Raw genomic sequence first — 17508 nt, 5'->3', positions numbered from 1 at the left:
TACGACTGATAATTTAACTTTAAGTAGAAACTCAAAGTTCCGTTACAGTATAGTTAAAAAAAGCGTTTTGTAAACAGTCAAGTACGGCCAATCTGGTTTTGTTATAAGTCTTTATATATAGGGTTTTGGCGTTTAGTTAAGCTAAAATTTGCTATTTCTTTGTTTGAATATGAACGGTAAATGCGATATAATGAGGTAATGGTAATATCGTATTATGGAGCCTCGTATTTCAAGGTGCAGTTTGGGGATGTGACGCTCGCGCTCAATCCTATTTCTAAAAAGTCAGAACTAAAACAATCAAAATTTGGTTCAGACATCTGCTTTATCTCAAACTTTCATCCGGATATGGATGGCCGGGAAAATGCTTCGCTTAAAGGAAAGGATCCATTTGTTATTTCCGGTCCTGGCGAGTATGAAGTACAGGGAATTTTCGCCAAGGGATATTTAACTCCGACGGAGTATGGAGGTAAAAAAGCAAACAATACCGTGTATTCCATAACTCTTGAAGATATGAACTTGGTCTTCTTAGGTGCATTATCCGAAGGGGAAATAAGTTCGGAAGTAAGAGAGGGCTTGGGAGACCCCGACATTCTTTTTATTCCAGTAGGAGGCAGTGGAGCGCTTTCTCCAAATGAGGCGTACAAACTTTCCTTGAAATTTGAAGCGAGTATTATTATCCCTATGCTCTATGACAAAGACACTCTAAAGTCATTTGTTAGTGAGGAAGGAGAAACAGGAGAAAAGCCGCAAGACAAACTCACTATCAAAAAGAAAGAACTAGATGAGAGAGAGGGAGATATCGTTGTACTTTCATCTCAAGTATAAGTCTGATTATGTTAGAGAGGATCAAAAAGATAAGAAAAAAGAGCCGTGGCGAGAGAATGCGCATAACTTTTCTGTCTTCTTTAGCCCTCACAAGTATTGTGGGATTAGTTTGGGCCACAGCTGTTCTTCCTAGAACTATTGATCTAAATAGCGAAGATACTAGCCAAGCGGACTCTATTACTCCGTTCAAGGCGCTTGGTCAAGATTTTGATGTTGTGAGAAAAGATCTAAAGCAAGGCGTAGGCGAGCTGAATACCAGCATAAATGAGCTTATAAAAGTATTTAGAGAAGCGAACTCAGAGGAAGACTTAAGTACTGAAGTAAAAGAAAGTGGCTCGCGAGGAAACTTGGAAGGAGGAGGGTCGCTGAAGATCGATGAGGAAAGCGGGGAAGTTTATCAAGAGAGTGAGGATAGCGATGAAGAGGAAGTCGAAGTAAGCGAAAATGAAGAAAATAACGAAGAAAGCTCTTCTGATTCTGATAGCACTAACTCATCAGAAGAAGACACTGAAAGTGAAGAGCAAGTTCCGCCCGCGGAATAAAATGATATAATCCGAAGTCCTATGACCGAGAAAAACGAAGAAAATAAAGAAAACAAGAAAGGCATAATTTCTCGAAAGATCATTGCCGAAATGAAAGAGTCATACCTCGACTACGCTATGTCGGTGATAGTCTCGAGGGCTTTGCCGGACGTGCGTGACGGTCTAAAGCCGGTTCATCGCCGTATTGTATACACAATGCATGAACTAGGGCTTAACCCTGGCGGTAAAACTCGTAAGTCCGCGAAAATCACCGGTGACGTCACCGGTAACTATCACCCGCACGGTGATATGGCTGTTTATGACGCTATGGTCAACTTAAGCCAGCCTTTTAGTATGCGTTATCCCTTGATAGTGAGCCAAGGTAACTTTGGTTCTATTGATGGAGATCCGCCGGCGGCGTCCAGATATACCGAGGCAAAAATGTCAAAAATTGCCCAAGAACTGATCCGTGATATTGGAAAGGATACTGTAGATTGGAGGCCAAACTATGAAGGTACGCGCCGTGAACCGTCTCTACTTCCTTCCGCTGTGCCAAACCTTCTATTAAACGGAACTCTCGGTATCGCCGTGGGAATGGCAACGAATATACCTCCGCACAATTTGCGTGAAATTTCCGACGCTATTTTGCATCTTGTAGATAATCCTAAGGCCACAACTGAAGATCTATTGCAGTTTGTTAAGGGTCCCGATTATCCAACCGGAGCAATAGCGTTCAATTTTAAAGATATAAAACAAGCTTACGCGAATGGTCGTGGTGGTGTTGTCACTAGAGGAGAAGCGGAAATAGTTGAAGACAAAAAGGGGAATTTTCAAATAGTTATTACCTCGATTCCGTATCGGGTGAATAGAGCTAATTTGGTCATAAAAATAGCCGATCTTGTTCGTGATAAGAAACTTGAGGGAATAAAGGGACTGCGTGATGAATCTACGGATTGGGATGACACCAGGATCGTAGTTGAACTCAAAGGCGGCGCTCATCCGCAAAAAGTTCTTAACTATCTCTACAAACATACACAATTGGAAGACACCTTCCACTTCAATATAGTCGCTCTGGTAGATGGGGTTCCGCAGACGCTTTCTTTGAAGACCATTCTCGAAGAATTCATAGAGCATCGTCGTCAGGTCATCGTACGGCGTACTCAATATGATCTGGATCGAGCTCTGGAAAGAGAGCATATACTTTTGGGACTGAAAAAAGCTCTGGATCATATTGATGAAATAATCCAGATAATTAAAAAATCCAAGGATCGCGATGTCGCGAAAAGCAACCTTATAAAGAAATTCAAGTTCTCCGACAGACAGACTGAAGCTATCCTCGCTATGCAACTGCAGCGCTTGGCTGGATTGGAAAGACAAAAAATCGAAGACGAACTGAAGAGCGTGCAAAAACTCATCAAGGAATTACGCGCCCTTCTTGAAAGTCCGAAGAAGATCAAGGGAGTTATAAAAGATGAAACCAAAGAAATAGCCGATAAATACGGTGATGAACGTCGTACTAAGATCATCAAGGGAGAACTAAAAGATCTCTCGGTAGAAGACTTGGTGCCGGATGATGAAAACGTCTTGGTGCTTACTTCCGGTGGTTATATAAAACGATCCTCTCCGGACGAATTCAAACGTCAGAAACGAGGCGGAGTTGGTGTCGTTGATATGAATACAAAAGAAGAAGACTTTGTTCAGACCTTTATCACGACCAATCTACACTCAGACCTGCTCTTCTTTACTGACGCCGGAAAGGTTTATCAAATGAAAATGTATGATCTGCCCGAAGGCAAGCGCGCTACCAAAGGTAAGTCAGTTATGAATTTCCTTTCTTTGGAACACGGAGAGCACGTAACCAGCGTGTTGGCTATGCACAAAGACGTGAAGGCGAGTGATTGCTCGGTTATGATGGTTACTCGAGAAGGTGTTATTAAAAAGGTTAACGCGGAGAGCTTTCATGATGTGAGGCGCTCGGGGATCTTAGCTATAAAATTGGGAGCTACGGATCGACTTATCGCGACTGGTTTTGTAGAGTCTGGAGAAAGCGTAATGGTGGCTACTAAAGAAGGACAGGCTATAAGGTTCAAGGAGTCTGACATTCGAGAGATGGGACGCGCGGCCGGCGGTGTCCGCGGGATCAAGCTTGGCAAAGATGATCATGTCGTAGGGTCCGGGGTCATTAGCAAAAACACAAAAGGGGCGAATGTGTTCGTTGTTAGTGAGAACGGATATGGGAAACAAACTCCGGTTGATGAATACAAAATTCAAAAAAGAGGCGGTTCCGGAATTAAAACCGTAAAGCTCAATAGCAAAACCGGTAAATTAGTGTCCGCTAAAATTCTCGACGAAGAAACTGAGGAAGTAGTGGCCATATCGAAGAAGAGCCAGGTAATAAGGATGGCTTCTGACGATATTCCTAGACTCGGACGCCAAACTCAGGGAGTGCGTCTTATGAAATTGCGTGCTCAAGATTCGGTGGCTTCCGTGGTGGCGCTTTAACGCGGTATTTTCTCCACATTTTGTTGACTCATTTATAATTAAAATACGCTATACTGAAGATAATGTATTTTTCAGATCCTGAGTACAATATTCAGCAACTAGGTCCGAAAGAAGGTGACGAGGTAGCTGATCTGGGAGCAGGTTCCGGGGCGCATACATTTGTATTAGCCGAAGCAGTCGGTTTGCCCGGCGCAGTTTATGCTGTTGATATACAAAAGGATATTCTTAAGGAATTATCAACACGCGCGACAAAAGAAGGATATACCAATATAGCTCCGTTAGTAGCTGACATAGAGCGTGAAAAGGGAATTGAGCTAGATGATAGCTCGCTCGATTCAGCAGTAGCATCAAATGTCCTTTTCCAGACTGACGACAGACCCGCTTTTTTAAAAGAAGCATTTCGCATATTAAAGCCGGAAGGTCGGTTGTTGGTGATAGACTGGAGTGAATCTTTTAGGGGGATGGGACCACCGCCAGAAAATGTTGTTTCGGCTGAGGAAGTAAAGAATATTGCTACAGAGGTAGGTTTTAAGTTTGAAAAAGAAATTAGCGCGGGCGCGCACCATTATGGTCTTATATTCATTAAGAAATAAATAGATGAAAAACAGTTTTCAGACAATCTTATTATTCATTTTTGGTATCGGAGCTGTTGTTGGTGTGGCCAGCTTTGCTCTTTACCAAACCTTTAATAGCGATAGAAATATTCCTGAAATTGATATGTGGGGCTCATTGCCGGCTGAGTACTTTACCTATCTCGACGAAAACGAAATAGATGATCCTTATTTGGAAAAAATAAATTATAGGGAAATTCGCCCCGAGAATTTTGACCAGACTCTTGTTGAGGCACTGGCCGACGGTAATGGGCCGGATCTGATCCTGCTCAAACACGACTCAATATACGAGCACCGCAACCGGGTATATAAAATACCGTTTGAAAATTATAGCGCTTCTGATTATTACGACACCTATATACAGGCTGCGGAGATCTTTGAAGGCGCCGATGGATTCTATGCCCTGCCCGCCGTAGTGGACCCAATGGTTATGTACTGGAATCGTTCTATATTGTCTTCTGAGCTTATTTCTTCTCCGCCTAGTTATTGGGATGAAATGCGTGATTTTAGCGAACGAATTACTCAGACCGATGGCTTTCTCGATATTTCTCGGAGCGCCGTATCTCTAGGTACGTATGACAACATAACGAACGCAAAAGATATTCTTTCGTTACTTTTGATGCAGTCCGGATCTCCTATAGTTACCGGAAGCGAAGGCAGTCACCGGGCTTCATTTTCACAAGTAACAGATGAACTTTCTTTACCACCTTCGGAAGCACTTAATTTCTATACCGAATTTGCCAATCCGGAGAGAGGTGCCTATACGTGGAACTCATCTCTACCTTCTTCTCGCGAATCTTTCCTAGCCGAAGATCTTGCGTTGTACTTTGGCTTTGCCTCAGAGGAGAGCGAGCTAATCGATGCCAACCCCAATCTTTCTTTTGGGGTTTCTATGATGCCGCAAGTGCAGTCGAGCTCAAGGAGGGTAACTTTTGGTGATTTGTATGGATTTGCGGTGATACGCAACTCAGATAATACAGATGTCGCGTTTAACGCCCTTTACGCTCTATCGAGTCAGTCCGGTTTAGAGCTTCTAGACGAGCGCACCGGGCTGCCATCCGTTCATAACTCTCTCCTTGCCGAAGATCCAACAAAGGCATCTTCGCGCGTGTTCGTTGACTCAACTCTTATAACCAAGACTTGGTTTGATCCCGATCGCAGAGAAACGTATCGGGCATTCAAGAGAATGGTGGAGTCGGTACGATCTAACGCGAGAGACGCAAAATCAGCCTTGGATCGCTTGTCTCGAGAGATAAATAATATGTTTGGTAGATAATTATGGCTAATTTTCTAAAATCCTTTTTAATTCTATCTTTAGTTTTGGGAATGTTTTTGCCTACAGATAGTCTTTTCGCGCAGGAGACAATTGAACCGGTGGGCAGTACAGAGGTAGAGAAAAAAGATTTTACGCTTGTACCCGAAGCCTGTACGGGAGAAGATGCCGCCACGGAATGCGGTTTTGATGATTTCTTGCAATTAATTGCCAACATAATGGGATTTCTCTTGGTCTTTTCTTTATCTCTAGCGACGGTTTTCTTTGCTTGGGCGGGATTCAGGTATGCTACAGCCGCGGGGGATACTTCTCAAACAGAAGCTGCCAAAAAGATCTTTACCAACGTCGCCATCGGCTTAGTGCTGGTCTTTGGAGCCTACCTTTTGGTACAGGTAATTGTCTCTGCACTTGGCGTGGAAACCAATTTCAATCAGTTCTTAGAGGATTATGGTGGGTAATTTAATTTACATTTAAGCACAAATAGAGTAGCGTCAAATACAAAACATATGAAGGAATGGTGGCAAAATTATAAAGAATACTTATTAGCCCAATCTGATATCAATATAGGTAATCCTCTTGGCGATGAGACCCTGCTTTCGCTTTTAAATATAATTATTGAAGCGCTCATTCTGCTTGCTACTCCGATCGTGGTGCTTTCAGTGATATACGCCGGTTTCCTTTTTGTCACCGCCCAAGGCAATACAGAGAAACTTGATAAAGCCAAAAGAGCTATCACTTATGCCCTTTTGGGTGCGCTTATACTTTTGGGAGCCGAAGCCATATCACAGCTTATTCAAGGTACCATTGAATCATTAAAGTAAGACATTTATATGAAGAGATCTCTATTCATCACGACAATACTGCTATTCCCAAACCTTGTCTTTGCCCAGCCAACAACATTTGCTCAGCTTGTCGATTTGCTTATTAGTATTATTGATCCTTTGTTTACTCTGGTCATAGCCCTTATTCTTCTCATGTTCCTTTATGGGCTAGCCAGATTTGTATTTTCCCTAGGCAGTAGCGACAATTTGGAAGAAGGCAAGCGTATAATGTTCTGGGGCATCATAGCTCTATTTATGGTTGTCTCTTTCTGGGGCATTGTGACTATACTTACCAACACCTTTTTGAGTGTTTAGCTTGTTTGAATAATCCACAGGTTGCGTAGAAAAACAGAGCTTTATTTGGTAGTATTTCTACAGTACTGAACAGAGGTCGTTTTTGTACAATTAACATTAATAGTTTAGATAGAAAACATCTTAAAATGAAAAAGTTTTTAAAACTAATAGCGCCTGTACTTCTTGTTGCGCCTTCTGTGGCACACGCACAAGAACTCGTTTGGTTTGACACTCTTGTTGGTAGTATTCAGGATATAGTCAACGCCCTAGTACCTCTACTAGTCGGAGTTGCTTTGGTTGCGTTTCTTTATGGTCTTGTAAAATACATCTTTGCAGCAGGGAATGAAGAAAGCCAAGCGGATGGTCGTAGAATCATGATAGCCGGAATCGTTGGTTTGTTTGCTGCTGTAGCTGTTTGGGGTATTATCGAAGTGCTAAGTGGTGCATTTGGTATTAATACCGGAGGTTCTGTTACTCCTCCACAGCCTCCGAGTAATTAGGTAGATATGCATCTTTAGAAGATGTGTACTACAAGATCGTTATAAAAACCGTTCTTCACAGGGCGGTTTTTATGTTTCTGTGGTATTATGATAGTCAACATGGCTGAATTTGTGGCTAGATTAAATGCAGTTATTATCAACCCCTTGATAGTGCTTTTGTTCGCGCTTGCGGCTCTAGTGTTTGCTTGGGGTCTTCTTCAGTTTGTCGCCAATAGCTCAAATGATGAAGCTCGCGAGAAAGGAAAAAAGCATATGTTGTATGGTATTCTTGGTATCTTTATAATGGTTGCGGCGGTTAGTTTAATTAACCTCGTCCTTAATACGTTTGGTATAAGTACAATATAAAATATGATTTTTATATTTAGTATTTTCAAAATATAAGTTATGAAAAAAAATATAGAACAAAAAAACATTTTTATATCTACAACTCTTTTTTTATTTTTCTTCCCGATATTGGTCAAGGCTCAGAACGCTACAATACTTACCCTCATAGAAGCGATGCAAAAAATTATAGAGGCCCTCGTGCCGCTTATGGTTGGATTGGGTCTAGTTGGTTTTCTTTACGGTTTAGTTATCTATATTTTTAAAGCCGGAGATGAAGATGCCAGCGAAAGAGGAAAAAGAATTATGTTTTGGGGCGTTATAGCTCTCTTTATGATGGTATCCATATGGGGGATTGTAAGCATTTTGCAAAAATCAATTTTAGGCGGAACCGGATTTACTGATCCGCCGCCAACACCAACTTTACCAACTTCGCCAGGAGGAGTAGATCCGGGCGGGGGTGGTTGTGATCCTAAGCTAGCAAAAATGCTAATATAAAAGAAGGCGTGAGTATCAAGTTTGATACTCACGCCTTAAATTTCAATGTGCTACAAACGTTATCTCCTTCCACTGATTTTTGTATTTGTACCTACCGGTGAAACCAAGAGGATCGTCTGTCCTTCTCAGGTTGGCGTCATCTCGAAGTAGAGCGCACCGCTTCCCGAATCAGATTTGCTTCGTAAGCTGATTAATCTCGAAACCGATCTCTGATGTTTCGCAGGAGAATGAGTTTGCATAAGTCCGAGCCTCATCCACTCTCCTTACGAAGCTGAGTAGCGCCACTGCGTGCGAATGATTCAAGCTCTCCGGTATCTTGGTCGATGTCAAAACCGTCGGTGTAGACAATGGTATCTCCTTCACCCCCGTCCTTTATCCAAGGTCCAGAGATAAAATCTCTGGTAGTTTGGATCTTGTTTTCCCGTCGTGCGAGCCTCGCTGCCTCTCTCTCTTCGGCTTCTCTCTCTTCTAGCCTTTCTCTTTCCTCTTGTCTTTCTCTGGCTTCGCGTGTTTCTTGGGATTGACCACCGTTATCGTTCGAAAAAAGGGCGCTAAACAGGACGACAATCAACACGACAGCGATGATCCCTGCACCGGCATTTATCCATCCTTTGCTAATTTTTGCCGAACCGGGCTTTGCTTCTCTGACAAACTCCGTGGACTCCTGGTTATCTTCAGCCATTAGTCACCTTGTTTCCCCAAGATCTTGTTGATCACGGAATCGCTAATTACCTTGAGAGCGTCAAGAGTTTCTGTGTTTACGTTGAAGTTGTTCTGATCAACCTTGATTTCGGCCTTATCAATTTGTGCAAGGAACCACTGACCCGCTTGTTCTTTGGACGCCCCCGTTTCCTTTGCGATTTTATTTACTTCATCGATTACGTGCTGGGATTGAATTCGCTCAGCGTCTCGTTGTGCTTCCTCAATTGCCACCCGGCGTTCTTGTTCTATCAGTTTTGCGTCCGGCAGGAGGGTAGAGATGTAGACCCTAACGATCTTTCCGCCAAAAGTTGCGATGTTTCCCTCGATCTCTTTCGCGATTTCTACACTAAGCTCACTAACGCCTTCTCCGTATTTAGTTTCTTTGGATATTTTTTGGTGTTTTCTAAAAACCTGTTTTCTGGTGTGACGTCCAATTACGCTTACAACTGAGCTCCTTATAGCATCATCTACTAAACCTTCAATGTTTGCCATATTGACGTTCAGTCGTCTGTACGGATTGTCCACTAGCCATGCAGAGTTTACATCCACGTCCAAGTCTACTTTGCCTACCTTGCCTGTTCCTTTTGTTAGCGCTTGGTTAACGTGGGTATCTTTATGCTGTTGTCGGGCGTCCACGTACTCTGAGCTGGTGAAGAAGGGGATGAGCCAGAAGACACCTTCACCTAGATGAGCATTTTTAATACGCTCACCCAGAATTACGATGACTCCCAGAAACCCCACTTCAATGCTTACCAGGCCGCCTGCGAAGACCACCATCCATACGCCAATTGCCATCAACAAACTCAATGCGATATTGAGATCTATCGAAAGCATGCCGAAGGTAACTAGCAGTAGGATCCAAGCTACAATCGCGAATGCTGTCGAAATTATAGCCCCAAGGATGTAACTTTCTACCTTGGGAATGACAAAGGTCTCGCTTTGCTCTTGTGATCTGTTGAATCCTTCAACGTCAAAGTAGGCTCCGAGAATGTCGAAGTAGCTTTTCATTTTTAACTCCTTTCGTGTTGAGTTATGTCAAGAAACGTAAGTTAGTTCTGCTTGAGATTATACTATAAAAACACTTTTTGTCAAATATAAAAAGAGATACAACAAATCACGCAGGCAAAACAGTTTACCTGCTCCCGTCACTGCGTTCGCGGACTCACTTGTGCCGGGGAGAGGACTCGGTTCTTACTGAACCTGTACAGATCTCGTATCGTGCTCACAGAGTTGCGCTCGATATACTCGATCTTTTCGAGCCCTCTCACGCAAGACAAGAAATTGTCTTTCTCCCGGCCCAGCTTTCGCTGCGCTCAACCTGTGCCGGGGAGTCGACTTCGGTTCGGTACAGACTGACACTTCGTCCTGCGGACTCGTTGCGATAAACTCAGCCTTTTCTCGTCCTCGCACAGGTAAAGCAGTTTACCTGCTTCCCCGTCACACTCACTTTGTTCGTGTGCCGGGGAGAGGACTCGGTTCTTACAGAACCTGTACAGATCTCGTATGTGTCACAAGCTCCGCTGCGATATGCTCATTCTCGAGTCCTCTCACGCAGGCAAAGCAGTTTGCCTGCTTCCCCGTCACACTCACTTTGTTCGTGTGCCGGGGAGAGGACTCGAACCTCCATGGATTGCTCCACCAGTTCCTAAGACTGGCGCGTCTACCAATTTCGCCACCCCGGCGTGATGTCACCAAGCATAGCAAAGCTATATACTTTACTCAAGTTATTAACCCACTATTTTGATTCTAAGATTCTAGAAGTTGCTTCAGCTATCAATCTCAAAAGAATCTGAGCCGTCACCTTGATTTACTCCAGTATTCATCTGTGAGTTCATCATAGGACCGAACATCTCATTGAGTACATCTTCAAATGACCTAGCGTCTTCTGGAGCTTCGACGTTTAATGGTTCATTGAAGTTGGAGTAGGTTGTAGTTACGTTCATAGTGCCGCTAGCTTCTTCGTCATCACTGTACTCAGCGCTTAACGATTCTTTTGTGACGAGATAGTTTGATTTGCTAACGTAAACGTCTAAAGATACGTTTTCAACTGGTTTCAGCATTTCTTCTAGTTCTGAACGCGGTGGATAATTAACTTCTTCGCCTTCCACGCTAAATTCTTCTGATATAGCGACGAGTGTGTCGTAAATATTTTCCTTGTTTATGCCTATAGCAAAATGATAAGAACTGTCGCCTTCTATCCTTTCGGTTCCTTCGTAGGCTACTTCAAAACCTCCGTGTTCGGCGTTAATTTCTTTTAGCTGTCCGGCCACTTCCATTGCTTGAGCGATCACTTCTTCTACGTTTTTGTCGAGTTCTTCTTCTGAAATAGAGTAACCAAATTCCTCACTACTTTCTGGGTCTATAGAGATCCACTGGTTTTCAAACGGAGACAAGGAGAAAAATCCAATATTCGGGGCTTTAGCTAGATTTATATACAGCGTATTGTCTATAAATCTGATCGCCAATTCAGAATCAAAGTCATTACTACCGGCCTTGAAGTTTTCAGAAGTAGAAGTTTCCATTGATGCATTCATAGTAGCCGTTATTGAATTAACATCCGAGACATCAAAACCGCCGTCAATATTCACGGAATAATCCATTGAAACTAACTCCGAAGGGTCTTCCTTGGCAAGAGGATCAAAGTAAGACATAGGTCCTTCCGTCGTGATATCCGCTTGAGTTGAAAATGAAAAGGAATCAAGCTCTTTATAAGCTTGACCTATTCTTTCGAGCAGATCTTCTGGTGGGCGTTCGCTAAAATTTAAGAAGGGAATATGATTTCTAAAATAAGCAGCACCAGCTATTCCTCCCACAAAAAGGAGTACCACTACCCCAACCAGGAGAGGAGCAGAAGAGCTTGCTTGGCTACTAGTGATGTTCTCTGTTCTAGTCTCAGGCTGTTCCTGGTCAGCAGAGCTTGTATTGCCAAGGTCGCCTTCAACGATCTTTAATGCCTTGTCAATTTCTTCTTCTGTCCATCCGCCTTCGGATTTTAAAGCCCGAGTGATGTCTTCGCGTGACACTCCTGCTTCGAGTTGGGTGCGTACGTAATCAGTTAGTTGCTTATTCATAAAATTTTATATTTAAATGTTACTATTGCATTCTACACGCACGATCTTCTTTTGTTATCCACACTAAAACAAACAAAACTATTTGCTTGCTTGGTCGTCCTCTCACTTTGTTCGTGTCCGCCCGACTCAGGATTCGAATCTTACAGATTCGGTACAGGTCTCAAATCGTGCTCGCCAAGCTGCGCCCGATTAATTCCTCCTTACAGGAGCTGTACAGGTTGTCGATAGTTTGGTTCGCAAGCTCTCAAACTATCTGGCAACCTTCTCAAACAGTCCCCCGGACCATTTGAGCCTTTTCTCATCCTAGACGCAAACAAAACTATTTGTTTGCTTGGTCGTCCCCTCACTTCTTTCGTGTCCGCCCGACTCAGGATTCGAATCTTACGGATTCGGTACAGGTCTCAAATCGTGCTCGCTGTACTGCGCGCGATATATTCGACCTCTTCTCATCCTAGACGCAAACAAAACTATTTGTTTGCTTGGTCGTCCCCTCACTTCTTTCGTGTCCGCCCACTAGGATTCGAACCTAGGACCGTTTGCTTAAAAGGCAACTGCTCTACCAACTGAGCTATGGGCGGTTAATTATTTGTACCACTATACCACGCGATGGTACCAGTGCTTATGTACTGTCCCCGAAATGCTCAGTTGTTAGAGTAAACTCTTCCTCCTACTTCCTGTTTCGCTACGCTCAACAACGGAAGTTTCCGCTTACGCGGAACCGGATAAAACAGAAAGCAGTTTCTGTTTTATCCAACTGAGCTATGGGCGGGTCTAATATCTACACTCTAGCTATTGTATAACCTCAGGATCTTGAATCAAATTTTCCTATCGCAGGTTGCTAGATTGCTTTTCCAAAAATAGACGAAAAACATTCTACGTTGAAAAAACACTTTTTGCAAGAATCAATTTTTTGATTCTTCATCGCACACAAAGCAGTTTGCATGCTCCCGAGCATTACGCTCGCTTCACTCTCTTGTGCTCGGGGCGGGAATCTGAACTACAATCGGTATCGTGTCGTATCACTTCGTTCCGTCCGACTACTCAACCTTTTCGATTTCGTTCACCGAAGCAAACTGTTTGCTTGCTACTTCCATTGGTTTTATTAGTGCCCGGGGCGAATCGATTCACGAGATCAGTACACCTTTTGGATATTTTGTTTCGGTATCTCACAAAATATCTCAAAAGGTTTTTCGTTGCTGCGCTCGCTCGCAGCTCAACCTTACAGGATCTGTGCAGGTTTCCCATCCCCCACCAGAAAACTGGTGAGGGATATGGGAGAACCTTTTCGATTCCCGCACGAAAGCTCAGAAATGAGCTTTCTACCAACTCACTTTGTTCGTTGTGCCCGGGGCGGGAATCGAACCCGCACAACCAAAGGTTACGAAATTTTAAGTCTCGCGCGTCTACCTATTCCGCCACCCGGGCAAATATTCACTATTGAATACTTTACTTAAAGCTGATATAAAACGCAAAGGTTTTCTTGCCAAACATAGGAGGTAGAAATGACAGGAATACAACTTTCCGTTTGGGTGGTTTTGGTTGCTATGATCGCGACCTCTGTACCCGTTCTACTTCTAGTAATAGGCGGCATGCCGGCAGGGAAGGTTAAAAAGTTAATACCGTATTATTTCACGGTTTCAGTTCTTGCTACTCAGTTTGCCTTGATAATATCGAGGTAGACCAAATTCTCACAAGCGTCCCACGGGACGCTTTATTTTTTCATATTAAGAAGCTCTTCCTGGGTTACTTCTCTGTCATCCCAGGGAATTTTTTTATTTCCTATTATGATGGATTGCTCAGATCCTTTGCCGGTTATCATTACGATGTCATCCGGACGCGCTAGTGAAAGCGCCTTTCGTATTCCTTCGCGCCGATCTTCTATAACAAAAAGATCTTTGTCGCGAACCTTTCCGTGTTCTTCCGAGGCTCGGGCGATATCTTCCAGTATTTCTTCCGGGTCGCTATCATAGGGGTCAACGTTAGATACGACAACGCAGTCAGCAATACTAGCCGCTACTTCTCCCATAGCACTGCGCTTGGCGATGTCTCTACCGCCTCCCTCGGCTCCTAAGAGAACTATTATTCGATCGCTTGGACGCACGATGGAGCTGGCCGTTTCTAGAGATTGTCGCATACTTTCACGTTCGTGAGCGTAGTCGACAAAGGTAAAGAAATTTTGACCCACGTCTATCCTTTCCATTCGTCCGGGAATAATGCTTAGTTGCTTTAGTCCTCTGGCGACATTTTCTTTGGGAATTTTCTCTTCTTTTGCCACGGCTATGGCAGGGAGGGCGTTATACACATTAAATTTGCCAGGGATCAAGATCTCGTATTTGTCTCCGTTGACCTTAAAGGCGACTCCGAGCTCAGTATCCTCTATATTTTTGGCTTGAAAGTCTGATTTTTCTTCAATTGAAAAGTCTGTTTTATGATCGGCCTTGAATGATCCGAAATATTCGGCGTAGTCACTGTCACGATTGACTATGTTTACCTTGGCAATACGTCTGTTATTTACTACCTTGCGACGGGAACGCGAAAGAGTTTTGAACAGAACCCCTTTTTGTTCTTTATATTTTTCCATACTTCCTTCGTGCGAAGATAGGTGTTCAGGATAGAGGTTCGTAAATATACAGTAATCGTAATTTATGCCTACGTGTCGGAACTGCTTAAGGCCCTCTGAAGTAGTTTCTACCACTACGTGCGTACATCCTTCCTCTGCCATCTCACTGAGAAGTTTTTGAATAGCAAATCGGCCGGGCATTGTCATATGCATATCGTTGGTTATCTCTTTGTGCCCGATGCGAATATTGGCCGTTGTGATGATGCCGGTCTTATAGTCGCTCATTTGCAGAACAGACCAAATGAAGTTTGCTGCCGAGGTTTTGCCCTTTGTACCGGTAACACCTATTACAACCATGTCGCGTGATGGAAAGCCAAAGCGTATGGCGGCGAATATAGCTACTAAATAGTGATAAAAAAGCAGCGATCTTTCCGGAAGCAACCTTTTGATAAGCTTTTTCATACTTATCTCTAGTATAAAACAAAATTGTAATCTATGTTATCAACTTAAGGGCAAAAATATTTTCTTGCTAATTTTCTCTCGTTAATTTAAACTCCCGGTTGGGAGAGTGGTCAGTCAACAAGCCTCTAATGTTGCTTAGTGGAGCAGTTATGAGAAATGCAAAAAAGGTCAAGTTGCTTCAACTGCCGGTTCGTGGACGTACAGACGAGGAGAAGCGCACCTGGATGAACGCCCGCGAACATAAGAGAAAAGAGGGCTTTAGCGAGAGAGATGCCTGTAGGCACGCCGACCTTACACTGCAAGCCATTCGCGAGATCAATCGAGCCGGCGCGCTTGTAAGATTGACGCGATAAGACCCACTAGAAAATATCACTGCTCTCCCACACAGGGCCACTGAATACTCAGTGGCCCTTATTTTTTACTTTTATTAGACATTAGAACTCCTAGAGAAGAATTAGAAATTGAGGCACGAACGGGAATCGAACCCGTGAATCGCGGTTTTGCAGACCGCTGCGTTACCACTTCGCCACCGTGCCAGTTTACTTTTTTGAAAGTTCTTCAATACGTTGACGGTTTTTCTCGCCAAGGTCAAGGGCAAAATCTATTTTTGGTAGTATTTTGAGTGAAGTACTCTTGCGTACGTACTCTCTGAAATCATATTTTTTCCTTTCCAGGAATTCACTCGCCGATTCTTCTTTGTCTTCCGGTAAAACCGTAAAGAAGACTTTAGCATTAACCAAGTCACGAGAAATATCGGCTCCGGTTACGGTTATCATAGAGAGCGAATTTGCTTCGCGCGAGACATATTCGGCGGCGAGTTTGTGTATAAGCTCTGCCACTTTTTTCTGACGTATTGTCATGCTATTTCTCTACAGTTTTGAAAGCTACCAATGTGTCTCCGGACGACACATCTTCCTTTGTCTCGAGCATGGTGCCGAACTCCGAATCTTCATGTACTTCATTCGTTTTTATCTTCTGTGATTGTAACTCTAAGATTCTGCCTCGTCCAACGTTTTCACCTCTGCGAAGTATTTTTATCCTATCTCCTTTGGTTAGTTTGCCTTCGGTTACTTTGCCGCCCAAAACTTGCTTATTTTTACTTCTGCTAAAGTTCTTGAGTATTTTGGCTTGTCCCAACTCCTCGTCTATTTCTTGTAGCGGCGTGATCTCTTTTATTTTTTCTCCGAGCCACTCTGTGAGCTTGTAAATAACGTCAAAAGTTTCAATTTCGACATTCATTCGTTCGGCGACATCACTGACACCGGCGTCTATCGGAGTTCTAAAACCAAGGATTGTTGAGTGATCATTACCGGCTACCATCTTTACGTCACTTTCACTGATACTACCTACGCCTTCGCTAACTATCTTGATCTCCACCAAATCGCTTTCGATTTTGTTAAACTCATGCTTTATGGCCTCGAGACACCCTTGAACGTCAGCACGGATGATGAGTGGAAAAACGATCTCTTTTTTCTCTCCTGTTGCCATCTCAGTCGATGCCTGTTTTCTTTCAGTCACATTTTCTTTAACTAGCGCCTCCGCTTCTTTCTTGTTTTTCACTATTTGAAAAGTCGAACCGACCGCTGGAGGTTTATTGAATCCCACAATGCGAACTGGCATAGAAAAACTAGCTTGAGGAATTTTCTTTCCGACGAAATCCTCCATAATACGTATCGGCGCGTAAGCATCCCCGGCCACTATAAAATTGCCGGTCTCTATTGTTCCATTCTTTATTATAAGAGTAGCAGAAACACCTTTTCTTTGGTCTACGTTACTTTCTATGATGACCCCCGTCGGATCGTCTTCCGGGTCTCCCTTTAGCTCTTCAAGCTCAGCGACTAAGAGGATCATATCTAAGAGGACGTCTAGTCCTTCGCCGGTTTTGGCAGAAATGGGAACGCAAGGCACGTCACCGCCATATTCCTCAATATATATTTCGTGCTCTGAGAGGGACATTTTTGTTCTTTCGGTGCTGGCTTCCGGTCTATCTATCTTGTTAAGGGCTACGATATACGGAATCCCAGCGGCCTTTATAGTTTCTAGTGCCTCCTTTGTTTGCGGTTTGACACCTTCGTCCGCCGCAACCACAAGAATCGCTATATCAGCCACCTGAGCTCCGTGTGCTCGCACGGCTTGAAAGGCTTCGTGCCCCGGTGTGTCAAGAAAAGTTATTTTTTTAGTGCCGTGTTCCTTGGACTCGTGTACAACCTCGTAAGCGCTGATGTGCTGAGTGATCCCGCCACTTTCGCCTTCGACTACGTTTGTATGTCGAATATGGTCCAACAGCTGTGACTTACCATGGTCGATATGACCCATAACAGTTATAACCGGAGGTCGATCCGGCAGATCATTCCTTTCTTTTTTAGTTGTTGAAGTGTTCTCAGTCATAGGCCATGTAATTAAGCTCTTTTAATCAGCACTAGCGTTAGCTTGTTCGAGGTTGTTTTAGTTGGAGAAGTAATAAGCAACGCCTTTGCTTAAACTATCGGTTGATTATACCGACAAAATTGCTCTCTGACAAGTTTTTGTTAAGCTGTTCTGGTAATA

Annotated in this window: 19 protein-coding genes and 4 tRNA genes; 13 read left to right on the top strand and 10 right to left on the bottom strand. The window is 43.5% G+C overall.

The features are described 5' to 3' along the window. Window positions 1–180 precede the first annotated feature (180 nt). The 11 genes from U5L75_00310 (at window position 181) to U5L75_00260 (ending at window position 8166) form a co-directional block, all read left to right on the top strand. Window positions 181–825 (top strand): MBL fold metallo-hydrolase, encoded by a 645-nt coding sequence (locus U5L75_00310; GenBank protein MDZ7726013.1) that lies wholly within the window; start codon window positions 181–183, stop codon window positions 823–825. 8 nt (window positions 826–833) lie between these two features. Next, window positions 834–1367 carry a hypothetical protein gene (locus U5L75_00305; protein MDZ7726012.1) on the top strand — a complete coding sequence of 178 codons (534 nt, stop codon included), beginning with the start codon at window positions 834–836 and terminating at the stop codon, window positions 1365–1367. Between the two features lie 21 nt (window positions 1368–1388). Continuing rightward, a complete protein-coding gene (gene gyrA / locus U5L75_00300) occupies window positions 1389–3848 on the top strand; it encodes a DNA gyrase subunit A (protein ID MDZ7726011.1) in 2460 nt (819 codons plus the stop codon). 62 nt (window positions 3849–3910) lie between these two features. Further along, on the top strand, window positions 3911–4441 hold the full coding sequence (locus tag U5L75_00295) for a methyltransferase domain-containing protein (GenBank protein ID MDZ7726010.1): 531 nt from the start codon (window positions 3911–3913) through the stop codon (window positions 4439–4441). Between the two features lie 4 nt (window positions 4442–4445). Beyond that, on the top strand, window positions 4446–5735 hold the full coding sequence (locus U5L75_00290) for an extracellular solute-binding protein (GenBank protein ID MDZ7726009.1): 1290 nt from the start codon (window positions 4446–4448) through the stop codon (window positions 5733–5735). A 2-nt stretch (window positions 5736–5737) separates the two neighbouring features. After that, the gene (locus tag U5L75_00285; protein MDZ7726008.1) at window positions 5738–6190 is read left to right on the top strand and encodes a pilin; all 453 of its coding nucleotides are present in this window, start codon (window positions 5738–5740) and stop codon (window positions 6188–6190) included. Window positions 6191–6238: 48 nt separating this feature from the next. Beyond that, on the top strand, window positions 6239–6553 hold the full coding sequence (locus U5L75_00280) for a hypothetical protein (protein ID MDZ7726007.1): 315 nt from the start codon (window positions 6239–6241) through the stop codon (window positions 6551–6553). A 9-nt stretch (window positions 6554–6562) separates the two neighbouring features. Beyond that, on the top strand, window positions 6563–6868 hold the full coding sequence (locus U5L75_00275) for a hypothetical protein (GenBank protein MDZ7726006.1): 306 nt from the start codon (window positions 6563–6565) through the stop codon (window positions 6866–6868). A gap of 125 nt (window positions 6869–6993) precedes the next feature. Next, window positions 6994–7347, top strand: coding sequence for a hypothetical protein (locus U5L75_00270; GenBank protein ID MDZ7726005.1), 354 nt, complete (start codon window positions 6994–6996; stop codon window positions 7345–7347). 99 nt (window positions 7348–7446) lie between these two features. Beyond that, the gene (locus tag U5L75_00265; protein MDZ7726004.1) at window positions 7447–7692 is read left to right on the top strand and encodes a hypothetical protein; all 246 of its coding nucleotides are present in this window, start codon (window positions 7447–7449) and stop codon (window positions 7690–7692) included. Window positions 7693–7731: 39 nt separating this feature from the next. Further along, the gene (locus U5L75_00260; protein ID MDZ7726003.1) at window positions 7732–8166 is read left to right on the top strand and encodes a hypothetical protein; all 435 of its coding nucleotides are present in this window, start codon (window positions 7732–7734) and stop codon (window positions 8164–8166) included. A 250-nt stretch (window positions 8167–8416) separates the two neighbouring features. Here the strand turns inward: U5L75_00260 and U5L75_00255 are convergent, their stop codons facing one another. From U5L75_00255 to U5L75_00230, 6 genes are all read right to left on the bottom strand, one after another. After that, a complete protein-coding gene (locus tag U5L75_00255) occupies window positions 8417–8848 on the bottom strand; it encodes a hypothetical protein (GenBank protein MDZ7726002.1) in 432 nt (143 codons plus the stop codon). Then, window positions 8848–9876, bottom strand: a complete 1029-nt coding sequence (locus U5L75_00250) for an SPFH domain-containing protein (protein ID MDZ7726001.1) — start codon at window positions 9874–9876, stop codon at window positions 8848–8850. The genes U5L75_00255 and U5L75_00250 overlap by 1 nt, the downstream gene beginning before the upstream one ends. 592 nt (window positions 9877–10468) lie before the next feature. Next, window positions 10469–10550, bottom strand: a tRNA-Leu gene (locus tag U5L75_00245). A gap of 84 nt (window positions 10551–10634) precedes the next feature. Continuing rightward, the gene (locus U5L75_00240) at window positions 10635–11939 is read right to left on the bottom strand and encodes a DUF6612 family protein (protein MDZ7726000.1); all 1305 of its coding nucleotides are present in this window, start codon (window positions 11937–11939) and stop codon (window positions 10635–10637) included. Window positions 11940–12444: 505 nt separating this feature from the next. After that, window positions 12445–12517: transfer RNA gene (locus tag U5L75_00235), tRNA-Lys, on the bottom strand. Between the two features lie 764 nt (window positions 12518–13281). Next, window positions 13282–13364 (bottom strand) — tRNA-Leu (locus U5L75_00230). A 77-nt stretch (window positions 13365–13441) separates the two neighbouring features. Between U5L75_00230 and U5L75_00225 the strand changes: the two genes are divergently transcribed. Next, window positions 13442–13618 carry a hypothetical protein gene (locus tag U5L75_00225; protein MDZ7725999.1) on the top strand — a complete coding sequence of 59 codons (177 nt, stop codon included), beginning with the start codon at window positions 13442–13444 and terminating at the stop codon, window positions 13616–13618. Between the two features lie 32 nt (window positions 13619–13650). Here U5L75_00225 and murE read toward each other — a convergent pair whose 3' ends face one another. Then, a complete protein-coding gene (gene murE / locus U5L75_00220) occupies window positions 13651–14961 on the bottom strand; it encodes a UDP-N-acetylmuramyl-tripeptide synthetase (GenBank protein MDZ7725998.1) in 1311 nt (436 codons plus the stop codon). 149 nt (window positions 14962–15110) lie between these two features. Between murE and U5L75_00215 the strand changes: the two genes are divergently transcribed. Then, entirely contained in the window at window positions 15111–15314 is a 204-nt protein-coding gene (locus tag U5L75_00215; GenBank protein ID MDZ7725997.1) for a hypothetical protein, read from the top strand. Between the two features lie 111 nt (window positions 15315–15425). On the opposite strand, the gene U5L75_00210 is transcribed toward U5L75_00215, so the two are convergent. From U5L75_00210 to infB, 3 genes are all read right to left on the bottom strand, one after another. Continuing rightward, window positions 15426–15497 (bottom strand) — tRNA-Cys (locus tag U5L75_00210). A 3-nt stretch (window positions 15498–15500) separates the two neighbouring features. Then, window positions 15501–15821 carry a ribosome-binding factor A gene (locus U5L75_00205; GenBank protein MDZ7725996.1) on the bottom strand — a complete coding sequence of 107 codons (321 nt, stop codon included), beginning with the start codon at window positions 15819–15821 and terminating at the stop codon, window positions 15501–15503. A gap of 1 nt (window position 15822) precedes the next feature. Then, window positions 15823–17349, bottom strand: coding sequence for a translation initiation factor IF-2 (gene infB / locus U5L75_00200; protein MDZ7725995.1), 1527 nt, complete (start codon window positions 17347–17349; stop codon window positions 15823–15825). Between the last annotated feature and the right edge of the window lie 159 nt (window positions 17350–17508).

Source organism: Candidatus Campbellbacteria bacterium (assembly GCA_034521025.1).
Classification (GTDB): Bacteria; Patescibacteriota; Minisyncoccia; order Phycocordibacterales; family JAXHMZ01; genus JAXHMZ01.
Note: the sequence above shows the minus strand (reverse complement) of the source record. Positions and strands in the feature narration are given on the sequence as shown.